Origin of the sequence: Ruegeria sp. Ofav3-42 (assembly GCF_022347725.1) — a bacterium.
Taxonomy (GTDB): Bacteria; Pseudomonadota; Alphaproteobacteria; order Rhodobacterales; family Rhodobacteraceae; genus Ruegeria.
Map to the genome: position 1 here is coordinate 90,528 of NZ_JAKRGB010000008.1, position 21,120 is coordinate 111,647.

The 21,120-nt window shown below is 58.0% G+C and carries 24 protein-coding genes; 14 read left to right on the top strand and 10 right to left on the bottom strand.

The features are described from left to right. Window positions 1-130: 130 nt before the first annotated feature. The gene (locus MHN28_RS13375) at window positions 131-673 is read right to left on the bottom strand and encodes a DUF3299 domain-containing protein (protein WP_239340807.1); all 543 of its coding nucleotides are present in this window, start codon (window positions 671-673) and stop codon (window positions 131-133) included. Next, entirely contained in the window at window positions 654-1,667 is a 1,014-nt protein-coding gene (locus MHN28_RS13380) for an agmatinase family protein (protein WP_239340809.1), read from the bottom strand. Before MHN28_RS13380 ends, MHN28_RS13375 begins: the two co-directional genes overlap by 20 nt. Before the next feature lie 445 nt (window positions 1,668-2,112). On the opposite strand from MHN28_RS13380, the gene MHN28_RS13385 reads away from it, so the two are divergent. The 4 genes from MHN28_RS13385 to MHN28_RS13400 all read left to right on the top strand — a co-directional run bounded on the left by MHN28_RS13385 (window position 2,113) and on the right by MHN28_RS13400 (window position 4,746). Further along, complete coding sequence (locus MHN28_RS13385) at window positions 2,113-2,901, top strand: exodeoxyribonuclease III (protein ID WP_239340819.1); 789 nt, start codon at window positions 2,113-2,115, stop codon at window positions 2,899-2,901. A gap of 76 nt (window positions 2,902-2,977) precedes the next feature. Continuing rightward, window positions 2,978-3,895: a thioredoxin gene (trxA, locus tag MHN28_RS13390; RefSeq protein WP_239340821.1), complete on the top strand. Its 918-nt coding sequence runs from the start codon at window positions 2,978-2,980 to the stop codon at window positions 3,893-3,895. 27 nt (window positions 3,896-3,922) lie between these two features. Next, window positions 3,923-4,564 carry an LON peptidase substrate-binding domain-containing protein gene (locus tag MHN28_RS13395; RefSeq protein WP_239340823.1) on the top strand — a complete coding sequence of 214 codons (642 nt, stop codon included), beginning with the start codon at window positions 3,923-3,925 and terminating at the stop codon, window positions 4,562-4,564. Further along, window positions 4,561-4,746, top strand: coding sequence for a Trm112 family protein (locus MHN28_RS13400; RefSeq protein ID WP_239340838.1), 186 nt, complete (start codon window positions 4,561-4,563; stop codon window positions 4,744-4,746). Before MHN28_RS13395 ends, MHN28_RS13400 begins: the two co-directional genes overlap by 4 nt. Here the strand turns inward: MHN28_RS13400 and MHN28_RS13405 are convergent. Then, a complete protein-coding gene (locus MHN28_RS13405) occupies window positions 4,743-6,005 on the bottom strand; it encodes an FAD-dependent monooxygenase (RefSeq protein ID WP_239340840.1) in 1,263 nt (420 codons plus the stop codon). The genes MHN28_RS13400 and MHN28_RS13405 overlap by 4 nt on opposite strands. 54 nt (window positions 6,006-6,059) lie before the next feature. On the opposite strand from MHN28_RS13405, the gene MHN28_RS13410 reads away from it, so the two are divergent. From MHN28_RS13410 to MHN28_RS13425, 4 genes are all read left to right on the top strand, one after another. Beyond that, a complete protein-coding gene (locus MHN28_RS13410) occupies window positions 6,060-7,388 on the top strand; it encodes an amidase (RefSeq protein WP_239340842.1) in 1,329 nt (442 codons plus the stop codon). Window positions 7,389-7,497: 109 nt separating this feature from the next. Beyond that, on the top strand, window positions 7,498-8,679 hold the full coding sequence (locus MHN28_RS13415; protein WP_239340849.1) for an aminotransferase class I/II-fold pyridoxal phosphate-dependent enzyme: 1,182 nt from the start codon (window positions 7,498-7,500) through the stop codon (window positions 8,677-8,679). 14 nt (window positions 8,680-8,693) lie between these two features. After that, window positions 8,694-11,597 carry a DNA translocase FtsK gene (locus MHN28_RS13420; protein WP_239340851.1) on the top strand — a complete coding sequence of 968 codons (2,904 nt, stop codon included), beginning with the start codon at window positions 8,694-8,696 and terminating at the stop codon, window positions 11,595-11,597. A 40-nt stretch (window positions 11,598-11,637) separates the two neighbouring features. Then, the gene (locus MHN28_RS13425) at window positions 11,638-12,234 is read left to right on the top strand and encodes an outer membrane lipoprotein carrier protein LolA (RefSeq protein ID WP_239340854.1); all 597 of its coding nucleotides are present in this window, start codon (window positions 11,638-11,640) and stop codon (window positions 12,232-12,234) included. Window positions 12,235-12,246: 12 nt separating this feature from the next. Here MHN28_RS13425 and MHN28_RS13430 read toward each other — a convergent pair whose 3' ends face one another. Together MHN28_RS13430 and MHN28_RS13435 are read right to left on the bottom strand one after the other, a co-directional pair. Then, window positions 12,247-12,828, bottom strand: coding sequence for a lytic transglycosylase (locus tag MHN28_RS13430; RefSeq protein ID WP_239340856.1), 582 nt, complete (start codon window positions 12,826-12,828; stop codon window positions 12,247-12,249). Between the two features lie 60 nt (window positions 12,829-12,888). Then, window positions 12,889-13,770: an AEC family transporter gene (locus MHN28_RS13435; protein ID WP_239340866.1), complete on the bottom strand. Its 882-nt coding sequence runs from the start codon at window positions 13,768-13,770 to the stop codon at window positions 12,889-12,891. A gap of 79 nt (window positions 13,771-13,849) precedes the next feature. Between MHN28_RS13435 and hspQ the strand changes: the two genes are divergently transcribed. Further along, on the top strand, window positions 13,850-14,176 hold the full coding sequence (gene hspQ / locus MHN28_RS13440; RefSeq protein ID WP_239340877.1) for a heat shock protein HspQ: 327 nt from the start codon (window positions 13,850-13,852) through the stop codon (window positions 14,174-14,176). A gap of 24 nt (window positions 14,177-14,200) precedes the next feature. Here hspQ and MHN28_RS13445 read toward each other — a convergent pair whose 3' ends face one another. From MHN28_RS13445 to MHN28_RS13455, 3 genes are all read right to left on the bottom strand, one after another. Next, the gene (locus MHN28_RS13445) at window positions 14,201-15,778 is read right to left on the bottom strand and encodes a gamma-glutamyltransferase family protein (RefSeq protein WP_239340879.1); all 1,578 of its coding nucleotides are present in this window, start codon (window positions 15,776-15,778) and stop codon (window positions 14,201-14,203) included. 210 nt (window positions 15,779-15,988) lie between these two features. After that, complete coding sequence (locus MHN28_RS13450; RefSeq protein ID WP_239340887.1) at window positions 15,989-16,432, bottom strand: ATP-binding protein; 444 nt, start codon at window positions 16,430-16,432, stop codon at window positions 15,989-15,991. A 28-nt stretch (window positions 16,433-16,460) separates the two neighbouring features. After that, window positions 16,461-16,799, bottom strand: coding sequence for an STAS domain-containing protein (locus MHN28_RS13455; RefSeq protein ID WP_239340889.1), 339 nt, complete (start codon window positions 16,797-16,799; stop codon window positions 16,461-16,463). 102 nt (window positions 16,800-16,901) lie between these two features. Here MHN28_RS13455 and MHN28_RS13460 point away from each other — a divergent pair, with 102 nt between their 5' ends. Together MHN28_RS13460 and MHN28_RS13465 are read left to right on the top strand one after the other, a co-directional pair. Beyond that, complete coding sequence (locus MHN28_RS13460) at window positions 16,902-18,074, top strand: acetyl-CoA C-acyltransferase (RefSeq protein WP_239340892.1); 1,173 nt, start codon at window positions 16,902-16,904, stop codon at window positions 18,072-18,074. Window positions 18,075-18,127: 53 nt separating this feature from the next. Further along, window positions 18,128-18,580: a GAF domain-containing protein gene (locus MHN28_RS13465; protein WP_239340895.1), complete on the top strand. Its 453-nt coding sequence runs from the start codon at window positions 18,128-18,130 to the stop codon at window positions 18,578-18,580. Window positions 18,581-18,628: 48 nt separating this feature from the next. On the opposite strand, the gene MHN28_RS13470 is transcribed toward MHN28_RS13465, so the two are convergent. Together MHN28_RS13470 and MHN28_RS13475 are read right to left on the bottom strand one after the other, a co-directional pair. Further along, window positions 18,629-19,018: an SHOCT domain-containing protein gene (locus MHN28_RS13470; RefSeq protein ID WP_239340898.1), complete on the bottom strand. Its 390-nt coding sequence runs from the start codon at window positions 19,016-19,018 to the stop codon at window positions 18,629-18,631. Window positions 19,019-19,131: 113 nt separating this feature from the next. After that, window positions 19,132-19,473 (bottom strand): DUF1294 domain-containing protein, encoded by a 342-nt coding sequence (locus tag MHN28_RS13475; RefSeq protein WP_239340901.1) that lies wholly within the window; start codon window positions 19,471-19,473, stop codon window positions 19,132-19,134. A 58-nt stretch (window positions 19,474-19,531) separates the two neighbouring features. Here MHN28_RS13475 and MHN28_RS13480 point away from each other — a divergent pair, with 58 nt between their 5' ends. The 3 genes from MHN28_RS13480 to MHN28_RS13490 are packed head-to-tail and all read left to right on the top strand — an operon-like array spanning window position 19,532 to window position 21,109. Further along, complete coding sequence (locus tag MHN28_RS13480; protein ID WP_239340904.1) at window positions 19,532-20,101, top strand: XRE family transcriptional regulator; 570 nt, start codon at window positions 19,532-19,534, stop codon at window positions 20,099-20,101. Next, window positions 20,101-20,724, top strand: coding sequence for a LysE family translocator (locus MHN28_RS13485; RefSeq protein ID WP_239340908.1), 624 nt, complete (start codon window positions 20,101-20,103; stop codon window positions 20,722-20,724). The genes MHN28_RS13480 and MHN28_RS13485 overlap by 1 nt, the downstream gene beginning before the upstream one ends. A 4-nt stretch (window positions 20,725-20,728) precedes the next feature. Beyond that, window positions 20,729-21,109 carry a GFA family protein gene (locus MHN28_RS13490; RefSeq protein ID WP_239340911.1) on the top strand — a complete coding sequence of 127 codons (381 nt, stop codon included), beginning with the start codon at window positions 20,729-20,731 and terminating at the stop codon, window positions 21,107-21,109. Window positions 21,110-21,120: the final 11 nt, after the last annotated feature.

Here is a 21,120-nt window from a genome sequence, read left to right on the forward strand (position 1 = left end):
CGCGCATGTCCGGGTTAAGACATGCACCTCCCTGTTGGACTGCCGGGCCTTATGGCCCGGCTTTTTTTGATATGTAATCAAGTGCTACGCCCTGAAATCACGGGCGTAAATCCGAACAGATCTATGGCACTCATTTTGAGGTCGTTACATCCGGAATCGTGGCTGTCGTGACGTTCACAGCTTTGATTCTATAGGCTGACGGCGCAATTTCGTTCCCGTTGGGCCGAATCTGTAAACGACCCGTGATCCATACAGGGTCTGCCGTTATGTCGATCCCTTCTGCGTATTCGACCGTGATGACCTGATCCGGAAGCGGGGGAGGCGGATGCCGGCAATCCTGACGCATCGGGGGAATCAGCAGAAAGCGCCGGACGTTCCTGAATTCGAATTCCACGGGGTGGGCGTAGCCCGCAATGCGGACGGTAACGCCATCAAGGTCCGAGTTTCCCGGCGTGCACTCGGCAAGTTGCATCGACAGCATACGGTCCGACACGTCCTTTCCGGTGCAATTTGGATTGGAAAGATAGGTCTCAAGGACTGCCGAACAGCTTTGGGGGCGCCCTTCCTGCAGGTCGGTCCAGGATACGTGCAAAGGCTCGGCAAAGCTTGGCGAGCCGAGCAGGGCAAGCGCCAGAGTGGAACAAACCCGCAGCTTAATTGTCGTTTTGACCATGCGTGACAGTCAACGGGCTGCGATAATCGGGCTCGGTTATCCCGAGCTTGTTCATGGCGGCACCGGTCAGGCACTCTCGCAGCAGCCGATTGGCGTTCAGCGCGGAAACATATGTCGGGTCCATGTGCGGGGACAGTTCGACCAGTTCAAAGCCCACCAGATTGGTTTCGGCGCAGAGACGGCGCAGGATATGGAACGCCTCGCGCGGCATCAATCCGCCGGACTCGGGTGTTCCGGTGCCGGGAACAAAAGCAGGATCAAGCGTATCGATATCGAAGGAGACAAAGATGTATTCCGGGCCGTCTTTGGCCTCGGCAATGGCATCTTCCATCACTGCGTCCTTACCACGATCTTCGATCTCGGCCATTGTGTGATATCGAAATCCGTTCTCACGCATCCATTCAAATGCGCGTTCGTCCGGGTAATATCCGCGCAACGCAACCTGAATGAAGTTCTTGCCGGGAACCAATCCTTCCTCGATCAGGCGATAAACGGGCATACCGTGGTTGATCAGGTGACCAGGCCCGTATCTGCCTGCATCGTAATGCGCATCGAAATGGACCACGCCAACGTTCCCCTTGCCGTACACATCCACCAGCGCGGCAACATCCGAATACATCAGAGAATGGTCGTCGCCGACGATAAACGGAATGACACGGGTGCCGTCTTCATGCTGGACCTCGGCGACCTGGCGAACAAAGGACCGGACCGCGTGGATGGTGCGTTCCGTGCTCATCATGTCGTTCGGGGCATTGCCGTAATCGACAACGGTCATGTCCTGAAGCGGGTCCACCATCACGTGCATATGCGGTTGCCGTGCGCCATAACCCAGATACATGGAGGACGCTCTGACAGCGTTTGGTCCGTGAGATGCGCCGCGCATTCCACCACCCATGTCTGTAAAGGCACCCATGATGGCGACATCGACCTCACCTGCGGCAAGGTCTGCTGGCGTTAAAGCAATCGGTTGGTGCAGAAACGTTGGTATCTGCATGAAGCCTTGCCCATAGAACCGTTGCAAGTCGATCGGTCCATCTGCCCGCTCTGTGCCGTCAAAGCCTGGCAGGGGCGTGCGCCACGCGTTGTAGGTCGGATTTTACGTATCAAGCGGGATCACGGGTTGTTCGCCTTCCCGGATCGGAGCCTGAATGCCTTCGTATTCGTGTCCAAAATATTGCGCGAAGGCGGGTGCGGAGCACAGGCAAATCCACGCTAAAACTAGCATCTTCGACCCAATCGGCTTCACGGGTGTCCCCTCCCATAGCATCGAATATCTAAAAATTCATGATAGTAAATATGTGTATTATGTAAAGGATTCCCCGAGGTGGAGGCACGCGAGCACGTTTCTCTTGGTGTACAAACCTGATCGACATTTTTCCCGTGGCACCCGGTTTCACACCAAGCTAGTCTGCGCCAATCGCGTCAGAGGATTCCTGCCCATGCCCTTTACCCTTGCCACCTGGAACATTAACTCGGTCCGCCTGCGCGAGCCCATCGTGCTGAAATTGCTGCAGGAAGAAGCCCCGGACGTATTGTGCCTGCAGGAATGCAAGTCGCCGGTCGAGAAAATCCCGACCGAAGGGTTCGCCGAGCTTGGGTATACGCACATGGTTGCGCGCGGTCAGAAGGGGTACAACGGCGTCGCCATTCTGTCGCGGCTGCCGATGGAAGAGGTTGGTGACAAGGATTTCGCAGGTCTCGGCCACGCCCGCCATATTGCCGCGCGGCTGGAAAACGGTGTGACAATTCACAATTTCTACGTTCCTGCCGGCGGTGATATTCCGGATCGCGAGAAGAATGAGAAGTTCGGCCAAAAGCTCGATTACCTCACCGACATGCGCGACTGGTTCCATGCCGAAAAGCCCGAAAAGTCCATTCTGGTCGGTGACCTGAACATCGCTCCGCGCGAAGATGATGTCTGGTCGCACAAGCAATTGCTCAAGGTCGTTTCGCATACGCCGATCGAGGTTGAGCAGCTTGCGGAAACGCAGGATGCAGGCGGTTGGGTCGATATCACACGTCAGGATATTCCCGAAGGGCAGCTCTATAGCTGGTGGTCCTATCGCGCGCGGGATTGGGACGCTGCTGACAAGGGGCGGCGGTTGGATCACGTTTGGGCGACGCCTGATATTTCGAACGCGGGACACTCCAGCCGCATCCTGCGCGATGCGCGCGGGTGGGAAAAACCCAGTGATCACGCGCCGGTCTTTGCGACATTCGACCTTTGATCGCGCAACTCTACTATTGGTTTCTGCCCTTTGCGGTTGCATATAGGGCCCAAATTCGAACGAAAGAGTGAATGCCATGGACCTTCTGAACGCCGCAGCCGGACCTGATGCTACCGATCTGATCAAAGACGGATCTGAGGCCACTTTTATGGCCGATGTCGTCGAAGCTTCGCAGGAAACCCCCGTGATCGTGGATTTCTGGGCGCCCTGGTGCGGCCCATGCAAAACCCTCGGGCCGTTGCTGGAAGAGGCCGTGACTGCCGCGAAAGGCACGGTAAAGATGGTCAAGATTAACGTGGATGAGGCGCAGATGATCGCCTCGCAGATGCGTGTTCAGTCGATTCCGACCGTCTATGCATTCTTCAAGGGCCAGCCGGTTGACGGTTTCCAGGGCGCGGTGCCGGGATCAGAGATCAAGGCCTTTGTAGACCGTGTGATTGAAGCCGCAGGCGGCGAAACCCCTGGTGGACAACTGGATGACGCTGTTCAGGCCGCCGAAGAGATGCTGAGCGAAGGGGCGGCCGTCGACGCCGCGCAGACGTTTGCGGCCATTCTGGGTGAAGATCCGAACCACGCCGCGGCTTATGGCGGTTTGGTTCGCGCTCACATCGCATCGGATGATCTGGAGCAAGCAGAAGCCATCCTGAACGGTGCACCCGCTGAAATTTCGACCTCGCCCGAGGTTGAGGCGGCCCATGCCCAGCTTGAACTGGCTAAACAGGCCGCCGACGCTGGTCCGGTGGGCGAACTAAAAGCGGCGGTCGATGCGGACGCCGACAATCATCAGGCGCGTTTCGACCTTGCACAAGCGTTGCATGCCAATGGCGAAGTTGAAGAGGCGGTTGCGCAATTGCTGGAACTGTTCCGCCGTGATCGCGAATGGAATGACGGTGCCGCCAAGGCACAGCTTTTCACGATCTTCGACGCGCTTAAGCCTAATGATCCGATTGTTCTGAACGGGCGACGCAAACTCAGCTCGATGATATTTGCCTAAATCCGTATCAGAGCTACACTCGGGTACATGATGCATCCCGCTGATCTGCCGGAAACGGTATCCGTTTTTCCATTGCCCGGGGCGCTGCTGCTGCCCCGCTCACGCTTGCCGCTGCATATCTTTGAGCCGCGCTATCTTCAAATGCTGGACGACGCCCTGAAAACGCAGGAGCGTCTGATCGGCATGGTGCAGCCGAACCCGTGCCAGAGCAATGAGGGCAAACTGCACCAGATTGGTTGCGCGGGTCGCGTGACGCAGTTTTCCGAAACCGAAGATGGCCGCTATCTGATCACACTGACCGGGATTTCGCGTTTTCGAATCCGGGCGGAACTGGATGCGTTTACCCCATATCGCCGCTGTTCCGTCTCGTGGGACGGGTTTGACCGTGATCTGGGTAGGGCGGAACACGATGACAGGTTTAATCGCTCGAATTTCCTGATGCTGCTGGAGCGGTTCTTTTCGTCTCGTCAGCTGTCCACGGACTGGGACACGCTGAAAGACGCGGATGACGAGCTGTTGGTCAACTCGTTATCGATGCTGCTGGATTTCGACCCCGAAGAAAAACAAGCGCTGCTTGAGGCGCCTTGCCTTCGCACGCGCCGTGAGACACTGGTGACACTGATCGAATTCGCCATGCGCGGCGGATCGAGTGAGGAAAAACTGCAATGACCGAAGCCGAACACCCCTTTGACCGTCACATGCTTGAGGCGCTGATCTGTCCGCAGACGCACACCACGCTGCACTACGACTCCGAAAAGCAGGAATTGGTGTCTAAGGCTGCCGGTTTGGCCTTTCCGATCCGCAACGGCATCCCGGTGATGTTGGTGGATGAAGCGCGCGAGCTGGATTAAATCGCGCGACCCTGTAGAAGTTTTGGCAGATCACCGGTCAACCCGGCCGCTTCGCGCACAAAACCGCGACGCAGGCCCGGAAGCGATCCGACGATCTCCATCCCGATGTCGCGCCCGAAGCGCAGGATGGGATTGTCGTTGGAAAACAGCTTGTTGAACACATCTGTCGCCATGGCCAGCGCGGCAGTATCGAACCTCCGCCATTCTTGGTAGCGTTCCAGAACCAGAACCGAGCCGATATCCTCGCCGCGCCGTCCGGCCAGCGTCAGAACTTCAGCCAGCGCACCGACGTCGCGAAGGCCTGCGTTCAACCCTTGTCCGGCAATAGGGTGCATCCCGTGGGCGGCGTCTCCGACCAGCGCCATCCGCTCGCCGATGAAAGAGTTGGCTATGGTCAGGTTCAACGGATAGGTGAACCGGTCGCCCTGCAGGCGAATATCACCCAGAAAATCACCGAAACGCGGGCGTAGGACCTGCAGGTAATCCGCCTCGGACATTGCGTTGATACGCTGCGCCATCTCGGTGCGCTCGCTCCAGACGATTGAGCTGCGATTGCCGGTCAGCGGCAGGATCGCCAATGGGCCGGGCGGCATGAAGAACTGATGTGCGATCCCGTGATGGGGCAGGTCGTGCTCGATGGCGCAGACCAGTGCTGTCTGACCGTAATCCCAGCCAGAGCGTTTGATCCCTGCGCGTGCCGCTGTACCGCTGCGGCGTCCGTCGCATCCGACAAGCAGGCCTCCGGTCACGTGTGAGCCGTCATCCAGCGTCACTGTGACCCCGGTCGCATCGGTGTCCTGCGCGATCACGGTCTTGCCACTGATCCGCGTGATGCCCTTTTCCTCGGCCATCGCATCAAGGAATGCGCGGCGCAGATGGCGGTCTTCAACCATAAAGCCCATCGGGCCTTCTTCGATCTCTGCATGGTCAAAATGCATGAAAAAGGGCGATGGCCCGGCACCTGCATGGCCATCGGTCACTTTGATCTCAAGCATCGGCTGGGCGTGTTCCGCCACCCGATGCCAAACACCAATCGCATCCAATAACCGTTGCGAGGCCAGCGCCAAGGCATATGCGCGCCCATCAAAGGCCGCGTTTTTGCGTGTTTTCTCCGCCAATGCGTCGATCACGGTGACGGAATGCCCCGTTTGTGCCAGTGCTAATGCCAAGGCAGGGCCGTTCAGGCCGCCGCCTACGATCAGGATATCCGAGCTGTGTTCCATGGGCTGCAATATGCGCGCCCTTTCGGGATTGTCCATGTGCAGTCCTGTCGCTACCGTCCATCCAGGCGGTTTTTTTTAAAGGGGGCGGGGATGCAGGACTGGCTGAGTATGACGGCGTGTGATCTGGGCCGGGGTATTGGCATGGGGCAGATTGATCCGGTTGAGCTGACCGAGACCTATCTGGCCGCTATCGACGCGCATCCGCATCTGGAAAGAATCTATGCCCGGGTTACCCATGACCGGGCCCGGGCCGAAGCTCTGGCCGCGCAGGAGAGGGCAAAACTGGGTTTGCGCCGCTCGTTGCTGGATGGTGTGCCGATCAGCTGGAAAGACTTGTTCGATACGGCAGGCACCGCGACCGAGGCCGGATCAGCGCTGTTGAAAGGGCGCGTTCCCGAAATGGATGCCGTCGTTGTGCGCAACGCGACGGCCATGGGGACGGTCTGTTTGGGCAAGACGCATATGAGCGAGCTGGCCTTTTCCGGGTTGGGTTTGAACCCGGTGACCGGAACGCCACCTTGCGTAGACGATGAGGATTCCGTGTCTGGCGGCTCGTCTTCCGGTGCTGCCGCTTCGGTGGCTTGGGGATTGGCGGCCTGCGGGATCGGCTCTGATACCGGCGGGTCGGTTCGGATTCCGTCCGCCTGGAATAATCTGGTGGGGTTGAAAACCACAGCAGGGCGCGTGAGCCTCGAGGGAACAGTGCCCTTGTGTCTGCGGTTCGATACGGTTGGCCCGCTGGCCCGTTCCGTCGAGGATGCAGCCCATATGCTGGCTTTGCTGGAGGGCAGCAGCCCGCCCGATTTGCGTGGTGCCAGCCTCAAGGGCCGCCGCTTTGCCAATCTGCAGAACGTGGCACGTGACGACCTGCGGGAAGCACCGCGCAACGCGTTTGATGATGCCGTGGAGCGGTTGCGCGAGGCCGGGGCCGAGATCGTGCCGTTGGAAGTGCCTGAGCTTGAGGACGCAATGGCATTGTCCGGCATTCTGTACACCACCGAAGCTTATGGTCTGTGGCGCGATGTGATCGAAGCCAATCCCGATGCCATGTACCCCGAGATTCTGGAACGTTTTCGCGCAGGCCGAAACGCCACAGGAGCGGACTACATCGCGGCATGGTCAAAGCTGAAAGCGTGCCGTGCGGCGTGGGACGCCGCGACTGCCGGATTCGATGCGGTTCTGGCCCCGACTGCGCCCATCATGGCTCCGAATCTCGACCGGTTGATGAAGGATCACGAGTACTACGTGACCGAAAACCTGCTGGCACTGCGGAATACGCGGATCGGCAACCTGATGGGTCTGGCGGCATTGACTTTGCCCACAGGAACACCGGGCTGCGGATTGATGATGATGGGCTATCCTGGCTCGGAAGAGGCTCTGTTACGGCTTGGATCGGCTGCCGAGGCGGCGTTGGCCTGAATGCCACAATCCCCTGATTCGCCGTCTCTTTGTCTGGACGAAACAGGGCGCGGTCTGTAATCTGCCTAAAAAACGGGGCGAAAATGATCCCGGTATTGAGGCAGTAGTTATGAATTTCCCCGAGCGGTTTTCGAACCTACCGGAATATGCATTCCCGCGTCTGCGCACCCTGTTGGATCACCATCAGCCGGGTGGCGAAGTGATTCACATGACCATTGGTGCTCCGATGCACGACTTCCCGAAATGGGTGCCCGATGTGATCATGGAAAACGCGGCCGGGTTTCAGGGCTATCCGCCTAACGAGGGCTCGCCCGAGCTGCGATCGGCGATCACCGGCTGGATCAAGCGCCGTTATGGCGTGTCGTTGGACCCTGACACTAACGTGATGGCCCTGAATGGCACCCGCGAAGGGCTGTACAACGCGGCAATGGCGCTGTGTCCCGAACAGAAGAACGGTGAAAAGCCTGTCATTCTGTGCCCGAACCCGTTCTATCAAGTTTATATGGTGGCCTCACTGTCGGTTCGCGCCGAGCCGGTTTTTGTACCCGCCACCGCCGCTACAGATCACTTGCCGGATTATGCGGGACTGCCCAAGGACGCCCTGAACCGAACTGTCGCGGCCTATATCTGTTCACCAGCGAATCCGCAGGGCGCGGTCGCTTCGCGCGATTATTGGGTTGAGTTGATCCAACTGGCCGAGACCTACGATTTTCGCATTTTCTCTGACGAGTGTTACTCGGAAATCTACCGCGATGAGGTGCCGACAGGCGTTCTGACTGTCGCACAGGAACTTGGGGCGGACCCGGAACGGATCACATTGTTCAACTCGCTGTCCAAGCGATCCAATTTGGCCGGACTACGTTCTGGCCTGATTGCAGGCGGACCCGAAACCATCAAACGGGTCAAGCAGCTGCGGAACTATGCAGGTGCGCCGCTGCCGCTGCCGCTACAGGCTGCTGCCGCGCAGGTTTGGGCGGATGAAGTGCATGTCATCGAAAATCGCGCGCTTTATCAGGAAAAATACAAAATCGCAGATGAAGTTTTCGCCGGTGTGCAGGGCTACATGCCGCCCGAGGCCGGGTTTTTCCTGTGGCTGCCGGTCGAAAACGGCGAGGAAACCGCTTTGAAGCTATGGCAGGAGACCGGTGTGCGGGTTCTGCCGGGCGCATATCTTTCTCAAGGTGATCCGGGGCAAAACCCGGGCGAGCAATTTATCCGGGTCGCGATGGTGGCCCCAAAAACAGAGTTGTGGCGGGGGCTAATCACGCTCCGAGACTGCATCTATTCGTGAGGTACGAGGGCAAAATGGCATCATATAACGCGCGCAACCGCGATCCATTGCTGGACAGCACGACTCAGGCCGCCATCGAGCGGCGCAGCAAGGAACTAATCGGGATCGCATTGATCCTGCTGGGGCTGGCGTCGGCCGCGATGATCTGGTCCTACACGCCGGACGATCCGAACTGGATGGTTTCGACCGACGCGCCGGTGCAGAATTGGATGGGGCGAATTGGCGCTTCGATCGCTGCACCGCTGTTCATGATTGTTGGATGGGGCAGCTGGAGCATCGCGCTGGTGCTGATCGGCTGGGGTGTGCGATTTGCCGGACATTTCGGCGAGGAACGCGCGGTGGCCCGCCTGATCTTTGCCCCGATCTGGATTGCGGTCGTCTCAGTTTACGCAGCAACTTTGGTGCCGGGTGAGGCATGGCGTGCAACCCATAGTTTTGGTCTGGGTGGTCTGTTTGGTGACACCGTGATGGGTGCTTTGCTGACACTGCTGCCAATTTCGTCGCATTTCATGGTCAAGCTAATGTCACTGGCGATGGCGGCCGGGATGCTGGCGCTGGGCGTCTTTGTGTTGGGCTTCACCAAAACGGATGTCCGCAAAGGGCTGCGGGCCTTCCTGCTGGGTCTCGTGATGTCTTACGACATGCTGATGAATCTGCTGGGCCGCAGTGCCTCAGCGACGGCGCAAGCCGCCCGGGACCGTCGTGCTCAGTGGGAGGAACGCAAAGCTGCCCGCGCCGAAGCCGCTGACGCCATGTTTGACGACGAATTGGCACATGCTGATCCGGTGTTTGAAGAACCGGAGTTTGACGAACCCGAACCCGCCAAGACCGGTCTGCTGGCGCGAATGCCCAGCCTGATCCGCCGACCCGAACCGATGCCCGAACCTGAACTGGTCGATCCCGAACCTGTTGCCGGATTTGATGAAATGCCGGGAGAGGATCGCATTCGCTCCAAGATTTCCGCCGCCGTGCGAAATCGCAAGGTGGCTATTGGCGAGATGGCACCGGAAACTGACCCAAACCTGCCGCTGACCAAAGGCCGTGGCCGTGGCCCCGACCCGCTGATCCTGAACCCCAGAGGTGGGGAAGAGCTGCCGCCCGAGCCGCCGATGACGTCTGCCGGTCTGCCGCCTGAACCGATGCTGACGGCAGAGCCCGCGCCCGAGTGGCAACAAGAGCCGCTGCATCAGGACTTTGCGCCTGAGCCGGATTTCGAAGATGAGGCCGTGTTCGAGGATGCACCCCAGCCCGAACCCGCGCCTCAGTCGCGCCCCGCGATGAAAATTCCGGTGGCCGAGCCGCGCAAACCGGTGGTGGCGCAACCCGTGCGCCGGACCCCGCCGCCCTCGCGCCGCGCTCAGGCCGAGGCGCAGCCTGCGCTGTCTTTCGAGGAACGGCACTCCGATTTCGAATTGCCGCCACTGAACCTGTTGTCAAACCCTGCCAGCATTCAACGCCACCACCTCAGTGACGAGGCGCTGGAGGAAAACGCGCGGATGCTGGAAAACGTGCTGGATGATTACGGTGTAAAAGGTGAGATCGTCAGCGTCCGCCCCGGCCCGGTTGTCACCATGTATGAACTGGAACCGGCGCCGGGTTTGAAGGCCAGCCGCGTGATCGGTCTGGCGGACGATATCGCGCGGTCCATGTCGGCGCTGTCGGCGCGGGTTTCGACCCTGCCCGGAAGGTCCGTGATTGGTATCGAATTGCCGAATGAAAACCGCGAGATGGTGGTTCTGCGCGAAATCCTCGCCAGCCGCGACTTCGGCGATGGCAACCATGCGCTGCCGCTGGCCTTGGGCAAGGATATTGGCGGTGAGTCCGTCGTGGCAAACTTGGCCAAGATGCCTCACCTGCTGATCGCGGGTACGACCGGGTCCGGTAAATCGGTGGCGATCAACACAATGATCCTGTCGCTGTTGTACAAGCTGACGCCGGATGAATGCCGCCTGATCATGATCGATCCCAAAATGCTGGAACTGTCTGTTTATGACGGCATCCCGCACTTGCTGTCGCCCGTTGTGACTGACCCGAAAAAGGCGGTCGTGGCCCTGAAATGGGTCGTGGGTGAGATGGAAGACCGCTATCGCAAAATGTCCAAGATGGGCGTCCGTAACATCGCGGGCTACAATGGCCGGGTAAAGGACGCGCTGGCCAAAGGCGAGATGTTCAGCCGCACAGTCCAGACTGGATTCGATGACGAAACCGGCGAGCCGACGTTCGAGACCGAGGAATTCGCGCCTGAAGCGATGCCCTATATCGTCGTCATCGTTGACGAGATGGCCGACCTGATGATGGTTGCAGGTAAAGAAATTGAGGCCTGCATCCAGCGTCTGGCGCAAATGGCACGTGCCTCGGGCATCCACCTGATCATGGCCACGCAGCGCCCCTCCGTCGACGTGATTACGGGTACGATCAAGGCGAACTTCCCGACGCGGATTTCGTTCCAGGTGACGTCGAAAGTCGACAGCCGCACTATCCTTGGCGAAATGGGTGCCGAACAGCTGCTGGGGCAGGGCGATATGCTCTACATGGCCGGTGGGGCCAAGATCACTCGCTGCCACGGGCCCTTTGTCTCGGACGAAGAGGTCGAGGAAATCGTCAATCACCTGAAACAGTTCGGCCCGCCAGACTACATGAGCGGTGTCGTCGATGGCCCCGCCGAGGAGAAGGCCGACAATATCGACGCCGTTCTGGGCCTGAACACCGGTGGCAACACCAACGGCGAGGACGCGCTGTACGATCAGGCCGTGGCGATTGTGATCAAGGATCGCAAATGCTCGACTTCATACATCCAGCGGAAACTTGCCATTGGCTATAACAAAGCTGCGCGACTTGTTGAGCAAATGGAGGACGAAGGTGTTGTTTCGTCGGCCAATCACGTCGGTAAGCGGGAAATCCTCGTCCCCGAGCAGTAGGATATTTAATAACAAGGGCAAAGCGCTTATCTGATGTCACATGAAACAGATTGCATTTGCCCTTGTCCTGACACTGGCCGCACCTGCGGCCTGGGCGGCTGATAAGCTGCCGCTGTCGCAAATCTCCAACTACCTGAACGGCCTCAAAACCGTTGAGACCACGTTCACGCAAGTCAACGATGACGGCTCGCTCAGCACCGGAAAGCTGTGGATTGAGCGGCCCGGTAAGATGCGGTTCGAATACGATCCGCCCAACAGCGCAGTTGTTCTGGCGCGCGCTGGTACAGTGCAGGTTTTCGACCCAAAATCGAACCAACCGCCCGAGCAGTACCCGCTGAAACGGACGCCGTTGTCGCTTGTGCTGGCGCGGAACGTCAACCTTGGACAAGCCAATATGGTTGTCGGGCACGAATTCGACGGCACCGCCACGGTCGTCACGGCGCAGGACCCGAAAAACCCTGAATCAGGACGGATTGAGCTGATGTTCACCGGCGATCCGGTTGAGCTGCGCAAATGGGTTATTCACGACAATGCAGGCAGCCAGACAACCGTGCTGCTGGGCCAGTTGAAAACAGGCGGAAACCTAAACAACAGTTTGTTTTCAAGTTCGAAAAGAAGCGGGTCAAGCAATCGCTGACCCGCTGGTTTTTCAGTAACGGCAGCTGGCCAATTGTGCCTGATACAGTTTGGCGCGCGCATCCACATCGTTGGCGACGTTGAGCAGCCAGGTTTTGCCGTAGTGGCTGCCACGGGCGTAGCCCGTGTGCCCCTCGTGATAGGCCAAATACTGGTTGCGCGTATCGCTGAGGTGAATGCCGTTCCGCTTATTGCTTTTGTTCATGTACCAGCCGATAAAATCTGACGCGTCGCGAATGCGGTCCCGCTTGGCGCGACGTTTGCCCGTTTCTTTTTGGTATTCATCCCAAGTGCCGTCCAGCGCCTGGCTGAAACCATATGCACTGCTTTGCCGCCCCATCGGGATCACGCCCAGCACATACTTGTGCGGCGTGCGCGCGTCATGCTTATAGCGGCTTTCCTGATAGATCGTCGCCATCTGGACGTGAATGGGTACACCCCACTTCCGTTCGGTGCTTTTGAACGCTTTGATATAGTCGGGCCGTTCGCGCGCAATGCTGCACGCGTCATTCAATCTGCTTGGTGGCTGTTTGGACCCGCCACCACAGGATGCCAGAAGCAGCACCCCGAAGAGTACGAAAAGAATTCTGCTCATGTGCCTCGTGCCTTTTTTCTTTATTCTAACGCAGATTGAGCTTTTAGGAAATCACAATCGTTACAGAACAATAGCTAGAATTAGAGGCAATGCCGCCACGGAAAGCACGGTCGAGACCATGACCATACCGGCAACGGCGTCCGCATCGGCATCAAATCGCTCGGCCAGCAGGTACGAAGTGACAGCGACCGGCGTACACATCTGCAGAACCAGAACGCCGAATGCGATCATATCCAGATCAAAGCCTCGCGCGATTACCCATCCCAGCACAAAGCAGACAAGCAATTTCAGAACAGATAACCAGATGGCCTGACCCAGTTTGCGCGTTGTTAGCCGCGCGATTGCGACTCCAACTGTGATCAGCATCATCGGGATCGCCATTTGGCCAAGCAATTCAAGCGTGTTGGTCAAAAACAGGGGTGTTTCCCAGCCCTGCCACAGAAACAGGGCGCCAAGCAGGGTTGCCCAAACCATCGGCTCGCGGGCGACCTTTCCAAAAGCGCCCCGTCCGGCGACCAGGTAGATGCCATAAGTGAAAGAAAACAGAGCGGTAATAGCCAGAAAAATGACCGCAAAGCCCAAACCGGCCTGGCCAAATGCGAAAATACACAAAGGCAAGCCCAGATTGCCGGTATTCCCAAAGATCAGCGGCGCGAGGTATGTTCTGCGGTCCAAGCCACTGAACCGAACGAAAACACCGAAGGCCACCGCAAGACCGACATGCCCCGCGATTGCGGCCAGTGTGAAACGGGTCAGTTCGCCTGCCGGAATCTCGGTCTGCATGAGCGCGACAAATATCAGACTAGGTACGGCAAGGGTCACGGCAAGGCGTGTTACGAACTCCAGCCGGTACTCAAATCCAAGCTTGACCCAGGTGAACCCTATGCCCGCCAAAAGAAAGACCGGTGCCACGATTTCGAACACTGTCAGTAAGAGGTTCACAGACTGTTTCCTTTAATTTCGGATCAATGATTGGCATTCCGGGCCGGAAAGAGGTAGTAAGATCTCTGGGGGCTGAGAAATGTTGAAGACACATGCCAAGTACCGCCTGGGTCAGGTGGTCCGCCATAAGAAACATCCCTTCCGAGGGGTGATTTTTGACGTGGACCCTGAATTTTCCAACACTGAAGAGTGGTATCAGGCCATTCCCGAGGACAGTCGCCCCATTAAGGATCAGCCGTTTTATCATCTGCTCGCAGAGAACGACCAATCCTTCTATGTGGCTTATGTTTCAGAACAAAATCTGGTTGCAGACCAATCCGGGGAACCGGTTGAGCACCCTGATATTCCTGACATGTTCGGTCCTTTCGAGAATGGCGCGTACCCGCTGCACTTTAATTTGAACTGATTTTTTGACGCGCCGCTTTGGCCGTCAGTACCCAAGCGCACAACCATCTTTTCGGGGGTCACTTGCCCCCTCCAGAACGCCGTCTCCATGGATTCGGATTGCCTGGGCACCACCTAACGGTGTTTCCGGGACTTGAACGTTGTGCCCCAAATCAGACAATTGTTGCGATGTGCTGGGCGCAATTCCGCGTTCCAGCTTTAGGACACCCCCATCAGCGAAGGCCCGAGGTGCGTCTATGCTGGCCTGCAATCCCAGTCCGTGATCCGTGAGGTTGGACAGCAGGCGCGCGTGTCCTGTTGGTTGAAACGCGCCGCCCATCACGCCGAATGGCATCAGCACACGACCATCTTGCTTGAGCAGTCCGGGAATGATCGTGTGCATCGGGCGCTTGCCCGGTCCAAACTCGTTTGGGTGGCCGGGCTGCAGGTTGAAGCCCGAGCCCCGGTTCTGAAGCAGAATTCCGTATTTTTCCGACGCAATTCCGGACCCAAAGCTGTGAAAGATTGAATAGATTAGCGAAACTGCCATCCGGTCCCGGTCGACGACCGTGATATAGACCGTATCCTTGTGAACAGACTCGGTTAATGGGGCCGCTGCGGGCATGGCGCGTTTGGGGTCAATCAAGGCCGCGAGCCTATCCGCCACCGTCTGATCGAGGAACTTTTCAGCGTGCGTGGTGTGATCCGGGTCTGCAATGAACCGGTTGCGCGCGTCATAGGCAAGCTTTGACGCTTCGGCTTCGAGGTGAATGAGTTCGGCGCCAAACGGATCAAGGCGTGTAAGATCGAAGTTTTTTAATATGTTGAGAAGCAGGATCGCCGTAGCGCCCTGGCCATTTGGTGGATGCTCGACAAGGTCGACCCCATTGTAGGCGCCTCTAATGGGTAGGGTTTCGGTGCACTTGGCTGCCAGAAAATCTTCTGCCGTATGTACGCCGCCATTCGCGACCAGCGCGTCGATCATGTCCTGAGCGATTTCGCCGGAGTAAAACGCGTCTCGCCCATTGCGCGCGATCTGCCGCAAGACTTCGGCCTGACCGGGCGCGCGAAATGTCTGCCCAACGTCCGGAGCTTTGCCTCCGAACAAGTAGTGCGCGCGCGCCGCACCCTGCAACGTTTCCGCGCCGATTTTCCAATCGAACGCGACCCGGGTTGCGACTGGAACCCCCGCTTCGGCATAGTGAATAGCAGGCTGCAAAATAGCCTCCAGGCCCAGTTTGCCTTCCGTTTCAGCCAAATGGCAAAACGCATCAATGGCGCCAGGGATGGTTACGGCGTCCGGAGTGTTCAGGGGTACAGCGTTCAGCCCCTTTGCCCGCAGTTCTTCCGGATCTGCGGCCGCCGGAGCGCGGCCAGACCCATTCAGGGCGCGGATTTGGTCTTCACCGGCGCGGTTGAACAGAACAAAGCAGTCACCGCCGATCCCGGTCATCTGGGGTTCGCAGATACCCAGCAGAACAGCGCCGGCAATCGCTGCGTCCATCGCATTTCCGCCTTGAGTAAGGACGTTCAACGCAACCTGCGCAGCAAGAGGATGCGATGTGGCGCACATTCCCTCGGTTGCCAAGACTTCGGACCGACCCGGAGTGTGAAAATCCCGCATAGCTTTGCCTTCCCCTTTTGAACGCGCCGAAGGTATCGCGCGGTCAAGTATTGTCCAGTCACATCAAGGAGAAGTTCCTCGGCGCCGTTCACTGGGTGGGGGCTGTGACACGTGGCGCCGAGGGAAGCTATCTGAGCTACGGTTATCTTTTTGCCCGTTGTTTGCGGCGCAGCAATGGTGCGTTCTGGGCCTTAATGTGACCATTTTGGGTCATATCGTGTGCCTTGGGAAGTCGAACCGCAGCGACAACCTGTTACAGCCGTCGCTGCGCTCGTAACGTATGTCACTCGTTAATTCATGAATCAGGAACCAGCCAAACCCGCCTTCGGGCAACTCGTCTATCGACGATCCCAGAGGGGCCGGAACGCCTTCTGGCACGCGAAACCCCGGCAGCGGATTGCCTGTGTCGGAGATCAGGATGTCCAGCCAGTTTTGGTGTAGCCGGCAATGCACTTGGACCTTGGCGGGGGTGATGCCCGCATAGGCATGTTCCACCACATTGTTGATGGCCTCGGCCAAGGCGATTTTCACGTCGGCTGCCTTGTGCGGCGGCAAACCTTGCGCCTCCAGACCTATGCTGAGCTGGGCGATGCCCGCACTGGCCTCTGCCTCGGTTGCGGCAAAGCTAAGATCCAGGCTGTTCCGATTACACATGGGCATCGCGCCTATTCAGTTAGTGAATTCACTTGGCCGACGGGGCCAAAGCGTCGTCCAAAGTCGGATAGAGTTTGAAAACCGTATCCATGCGGGTCAGCCGAAAGACCTTTTCGACAAAGGGGTGCAGCCCTGCCAGGTCAAGCCTTCGGTCACTGCCAAGCTGTTTCATCGAGGCAACGATGGCCCCCAAACCACTTGAGTCGATGAATTCGACACCCGAAAGGTCCAGCACCACGCGTTCCGCACCGCCTTCAGCTTCGTTGCGCATGTCTTCCTTGAACTGAATGGCCATTGCGGCATCGATCCGGTCGGAATGCACTTTGATGATTTGGGTTGCGTCTTTTGTTGTACTGGTAAGGGCCATGCGTGACGGTTCTCTAAACTGAAAATAACTCGTAGAAATACGCTAGACGGCAATTCTTACCATTCGGTATCCATCTCTTGGGAAAAGAAGAGGAGCATCCAGATGAAACAAGTCGTTATCGCCGGTGCGGCGCGTACTCCGATGGGAGGATTTCAGGGGATGTTTGACACGGTGACGGCTGCCGATCTGGGCGGAGTTGCGATCAAAGCAGCGTTAGAGGGTTCAGGTGCAGCAACTGTCGACGAAGTCTTGATGGGTTGTGTCCTGCCTGCGGGGCAGGGACAGGCACCCGCACGCCAGGCCGGTTTTGCGGCTGGGCTGGGCGAAGAGGTGCCTGCCACAACGCTCAACAAGATGTGCGGTTCGGGCATGAAGGCGGCTATGATGGCCTATGATCAAATCGCTCTGGGTCATGCGGACACTATGATCGCGGGCGGGATGGAGAGCATGACGAACGCGCCCTACCTGCTGCCCAAAATGCGCGACGGTGCGCGGCTGGGACATGCGCAAGCAATGGATCACATGTTTCTGGACGGTCTCGAAGATGCCTATGACAAAGGCCGCCTGATGGGCACATTCGCCGAGGATTGCGCCGAAGCCTTCCAGTTCACGCGTGACGCCCAGGATGAATACGCGCTCCGCTCGTTGTCGAACGCGCTGGCTGCGCAAGAAAACGGTGCTTTCGCGGATGAGATTACACCAGTCGCGGTTCGAACCCGTAAAGGCGAGGTCACGCAGACCGCAGACGAACAACCGCTTTCGGCACGGCCTGAGAAAATCCCGACCCTGAAACCGGCGTTTCGAAAGGATGGTACGGTAACGGCGGCGAATTCGTCCTCGATCTCGGACGGGGCCGCCGCTTTGGTTCTGGCGTCCGAGGATGCTGCCGAAGCGCAGGGCCTGACTGTTCGCGCACGAATTGTCGGTCACGCCAGCCACGCGCAGGCTCCGGGCCTGTTCACGACAGCACCTGTTCCGGCCGCGCAAAAACTGCTGGCCAATATCGGATGGTCGAAAGATGACGTCGATCTGTGGGAGGTTAACGAAGCTTTCGCAGTAGTGCCTATGGCCTTCATGCATGAGATGGGTTTATCCCGTGACATCGTCAACGTGAACGGCGGGGCCTGCGCGCTGGGGCACCCAATCGGCGCATCGGGCGCGCGTATCATGGTGACTCTGCTGAACGCATTGGAAAAGCGAAACCTGAAACGCGGCGTGGCTGCAATCTGCATCGGTGGCGGTGAAGGTACGGCCATAGCCATCGAACGCGTTTGACGCATCACCTTTTTCCAAATACTCCGGCGCAGACTTCTGCCAAGGGTGCGACCATGACCGCCGATTACGAAACACTTGCCAAAACCATTGCGGCCCTGACCGAGGGAGAATCCGATGACGTGGCCTTGATGGCCACAATCGCCTGCGAGGTGCATCATGCCGACGATCGGTTCGACTGGACGGGTTTCTACCGGGTCACGGAACCCGGCGTGTTGAAAATCGGCCCCTATCAGGGTGGGCACGGTTGCCTGGTGATCCCGTTCGAACGGGGTGTATGCGGTGCGGCCGCGCGTATGGGTGATGTGCAGCTTGTGCCGGATGTAGATGCGTTCCCAGGTCATATTGCCTGTGCATCTTCTACGCGGTCCGAATTGGTTTTGCCTGTACGCAACGCTGCAGGCGAGGTGATTGCGGTATTCGATATCGACAGCGACCAGCCCGATGCCTTCACCGAAGCGGATGCGGGCCAGCTAAGTGAAATTCTGACCAGCGTTTTCGCAAAATAGAAATGGCCGGGGCGTGCGCCGGCCATACTTTTTTGATACGCTAAACTGTCAGGAGCCAAGCAGTTTGGCCTTTTGCGCTGCAAACTCCTCGTCTGTCAAAACACCTTTTTCCTTGAGCGCGGCGAGGCGTTCCAACTCGTCCGCCGCTGACACGGTCGCAACTGATCGGATGTAGTCCTTTTGCGCCTTTTCGATCTGTTCCATGGCCTCGACATTGTGCTGATGCATCCGGTCGCCACGGAGGATCAGATAGGCCAGAACGCCTAGCCATGGGATCAGAATCACAAAAGCGATCCAAACCGCTTTGCCGCCCCCGCTCAGGTCCTTTGAGCGAAAGACGTCGGCAACAACCGATATCATCACCCAGAACCAGGCCACCATCAGGAATAGCCAGAAGATCGACCACATTATGTCGAAGAAACCGATGCCGTTGTCCATTTTTCATACAACCCTTTGCTAATGCGAAAGAAATCTTTGCTTTAAGATCCAGTCGGATTGTAACAGACAGTTTTCAAATTGGTTAGTGTGTTATCTATCGCGGAAATATTCCGTCACTTTAGGCCGGGCAAGGTTTGAGTGATCAGCGCATAGGCCAACACAAATTGAGCCCCTAATATTCCGAAAAGGTAATATGAAAACAGGCGCTTGCGCGTTTTGTGCCTGAACATCCAACGCCCCAGAACCGCGCCGGGACTGCCTCCCAGCACGGCAAGCCACAACAGTTTCCGCTCGGGGACGCGCCGTTTTCGGCGACCCGCACGCAGCTTGTCCCAGCCAAAAACAAGCAATGTCAGGCCGTTAATGACCCACAGGTATATCACCGCAATCCACATATCCGATGGATAGCCAAACTGAGCGCCACACCCAAGTGAAAAAATCCTTGGTTTTTTCACAGAATCAATGCATCGTGAAAAACGAGGAGAAAATTTCACGAAAACCCCGGAGCGTTCAGTGAACAGTCAAGCCCCGCACAGCGCCACCCTCGGAGCCGATCTTCGGGCTTTGCGCAAAGCGCGTGGGTTGACGTTGACCGAGATTGCAGCGCGTCTGGGTCGTTCCGTTGGCTGGCTCAGCCAGGTCGAGCGCGACATGTCCGACCCCTCGATTTCAGATCTGCGCCAGATTGCCGAATGTCTGGGCGTGCCGATGTCGATGCTGTTCGCCCATTCCTCGGCGCCGGCAGACGAACAGGGCTATGTTGTACGCGCTGGTACGCGCCGCCCCATGGGCTCGGGCGAGGAAGGCTTGATCGAAGAGCTGCTGTCGCCTGATCTGACTGACGATTTCGAGATGGTGCATTCGACGTTCAAACCACGCTCAAAAATGCAAACCCCTGCCCACCGGCCCACGCAAGAGGTCGGGTACATGGTGTCGGGCCGGTTGGAGCTGAAAATCGGAGGCCGCCAGTTTCTGGTCGGTCCCGGCGATAGCTTTCGGATCAAACATGAACCCTATCAGTGGGCGAACCCCTATGATGAGCCCGCCGTGGCGATCTGGGTCATTGCGCCGCCGGTGTACTGATGAGCTTTGAGGCCTGGACCATATTCGCTCTGTTCTGGTTGGTGTTCGTCACCACGCCGGGTCCGAATGCGGTAAATTGCATTTCAAACGGGATGAGCCTGCCTTTTCCCAAAGCAATGCTCGGGGTCCTGGCGATCCTGACACAGGCCAGCGCTTTTCTGATCCTGTCAGCGCTGGGCGTCACAGCTCTGATCGCCGCATCGCCGACCGGGTTCTTTATCGCCAAACTGGTGGGCGCCGGGTTCCTGATCTGGGTTGGCGTCCGCGGCTGGATGAATGCCACGCGGCCGGCCCCGATCAGCGAACGCCCTGCGCGCCATGTGTATCTGCACGCACTGGCGGTCGCGACGATCAATCCTAAAAGCGTGGCAGGGTACCTCGCCGCCTTTTCCCAGTTTGTGCAGCCTGATGTTCCGATCTGGCAGCAGATGGTCGTCATCATGCCAACGGCGCTGATCATCACTACGCTCACCTATACCGGGTTCACCCTGCTGGGCGCGCTGATGGGCAAGGCTGCACTGGGAGCGGTTTTCAACACTTGGGTGCGTCGTGTCATGGCCGCCTGTTTCATCATCTATGGCGTGTTGCTGGGTGCCAGCTCCACGCCCGAAGCAAGGGGGTAGTCAAATGTACAACGGATCTTGCCTCTGCGGCGCGGTGGCGTTCACGATTGACGGAGCGCTGTCGCCGCCGTCCGCCTGTCATTGTGGCCAGTGCCGCAAGCAATCCGGCCATATCTGGGCCTCGACCTGGACGCATCAGGACAACCTGAGCTTTACCGCAAGCGACACGCTGACCTGGTTCCGAACCTCGGACACAGCCCGTCGCGGTTTCTGCCGTTCATGCGGTTCATTCCTCTTCTGGCAGCACAATGACGAAGACACGATTTCAATTTCCATGGGCGCGTTCAGCGAGCCCACGGGTCTAAAGCTCTCGAAGCACATCTTTGTCGCCGACAAGGGCGATTACTACGATATCACGGACGATCTGCCCCAACGGGCACAGTAACAAGGATCAAA

Excerpts from the sequence above, each read along its gene's own strand:
- MHN28_RS13410 (WP_239340842.1), top strand. The coding sequence starts at position 6,060 with ATGCAGGACTGGCTGAGTATGACGGCGTGTGATCTGGGCCGGGGTATT.
- MHN28_RS13470 (WP_239340898.1), bottom strand. The coding sequence starts at position 19,018 with ATGGACAACGGCATCGGTTTCTTCGACATAATGTGGTCGATCTTCTGG.
- hspQ (WP_239340877.1), top strand. The coding sequence starts at position 13,850 with ATGTTGAAGACACATGCCAAGTACCGCCTGGGTCAGGTGGTCCGCCAT.
- MHN28_RS13395 (WP_239340823.1), top strand. The coding sequence starts at position 3,923 with ATGATGCATCCCGCTGATCTGCCGGAAACGGTATCCGTTTTTCCATTG.
- MHN28_RS13375 (WP_239340807.1), bottom strand. The coding sequence starts at position 673 with ATGGTCAAAACGACAATTAAGCTGCGGGTTTGTTCCACTCTGGCGCTT.
- MHN28_RS13415 (WP_239340849.1), top strand. The coding sequence starts at position 7,498 with ATGAATTTCCCCGAGCGGTTTTCGAACCTACCGGAATATGCATTCCCG.
- MHN28_RS13490 (WP_239340911.1), top strand. The coding sequence starts at position 20,729 with ATGTACAACGGATCTTGCCTCTGCGGCGCGGTGGCGTTCACGATTGAC.
- trxA (WP_239340821.1), top strand. The coding sequence starts at position 2,978 with ATGGACCTTCTGAACGCCGCAGCCGGACCTGATGCTACCGATCTGATC.
- MHN28_RS13445 (WP_239340879.1), bottom strand. The coding sequence starts at position 15,778 with ATGCGGGATTTTCACACTCCGGGTCGGTCCGAAGTCTTGGCAACCGAG.
- MHN28_RS13450 (WP_239340887.1), bottom strand. The coding sequence starts at position 16,432 with ATGTGTAATCGGAACAGCCTGGATCTTAGCTTTGCCGCAACCGAGGCA.
- MHN28_RS13460 (WP_239340892.1), top strand. The coding sequence starts at position 16,902 with ATGAAACAAGTCGTTATCGCCGGTGCGGCGCGTACTCCGATGGGAGGA.
- MHN28_RS13385 (WP_239340819.1), top strand. The coding sequence starts at position 2,113 with ATGCCCTTTACCCTTGCCACCTGGAACATTAACTCGGTCCGCCTGCGC.
- MHN28_RS13380 (WP_239340809.1), bottom strand. The coding sequence starts at position 1,667 with ATGCAGATACCAACGTTTCTGCACCAACCGATTGCTTTAACGCCAGCA.
- MHN28_RS13400 (WP_239340838.1), top strand. The coding sequence starts at position 4,561 with ATGACCGAAGCCGAACACCCCTTTGACCGTCACATGCTTGAGGCGCTG.
- MHN28_RS13455 (WP_239340889.1), bottom strand. The coding sequence starts at position 16,799 with ATGGCCCTTACCAGTACAACAAAAGACGCAACCCAAATCATCAAAGTG.
- MHN28_RS13405 (WP_239340840.1), bottom strand. The coding sequence starts at position 6,005 with ATGGACAATCCCGAAAGGGCGCGCATATTGCAGCCCATGGAACACAGC.
- MHN28_RS13485 (WP_239340908.1), top strand. The coding sequence starts at position 20,101 with ATGAGCTTTGAGGCCTGGACCATATTCGCTCTGTTCTGGTTGGTGTTC.
- MHN28_RS13465 (WP_239340895.1), top strand. The coding sequence starts at position 18,128 with ATGACCGCCGATTACGAAACACTTGCCAAAACCATTGCGGCCCTGACC.
- MHN28_RS13425 (WP_239340854.1), top strand. The coding sequence starts at position 11,638 with ATGAAACAGATTGCATTTGCCCTTGTCCTGACACTGGCCGCACCTGCG.
- MHN28_RS13420 (WP_239340851.1), top strand. The coding sequence starts at position 8,694 with ATGGCATCATATAACGCGCGCAACCGCGATCCATTGCTGGACAGCACG.
- MHN28_RS13430 (WP_239340856.1), bottom strand. The coding sequence starts at position 12,828 with ATGAGCAGAATTCTTTTCGTACTCTTCGGGGTGCTGCTTCTGGCATCC.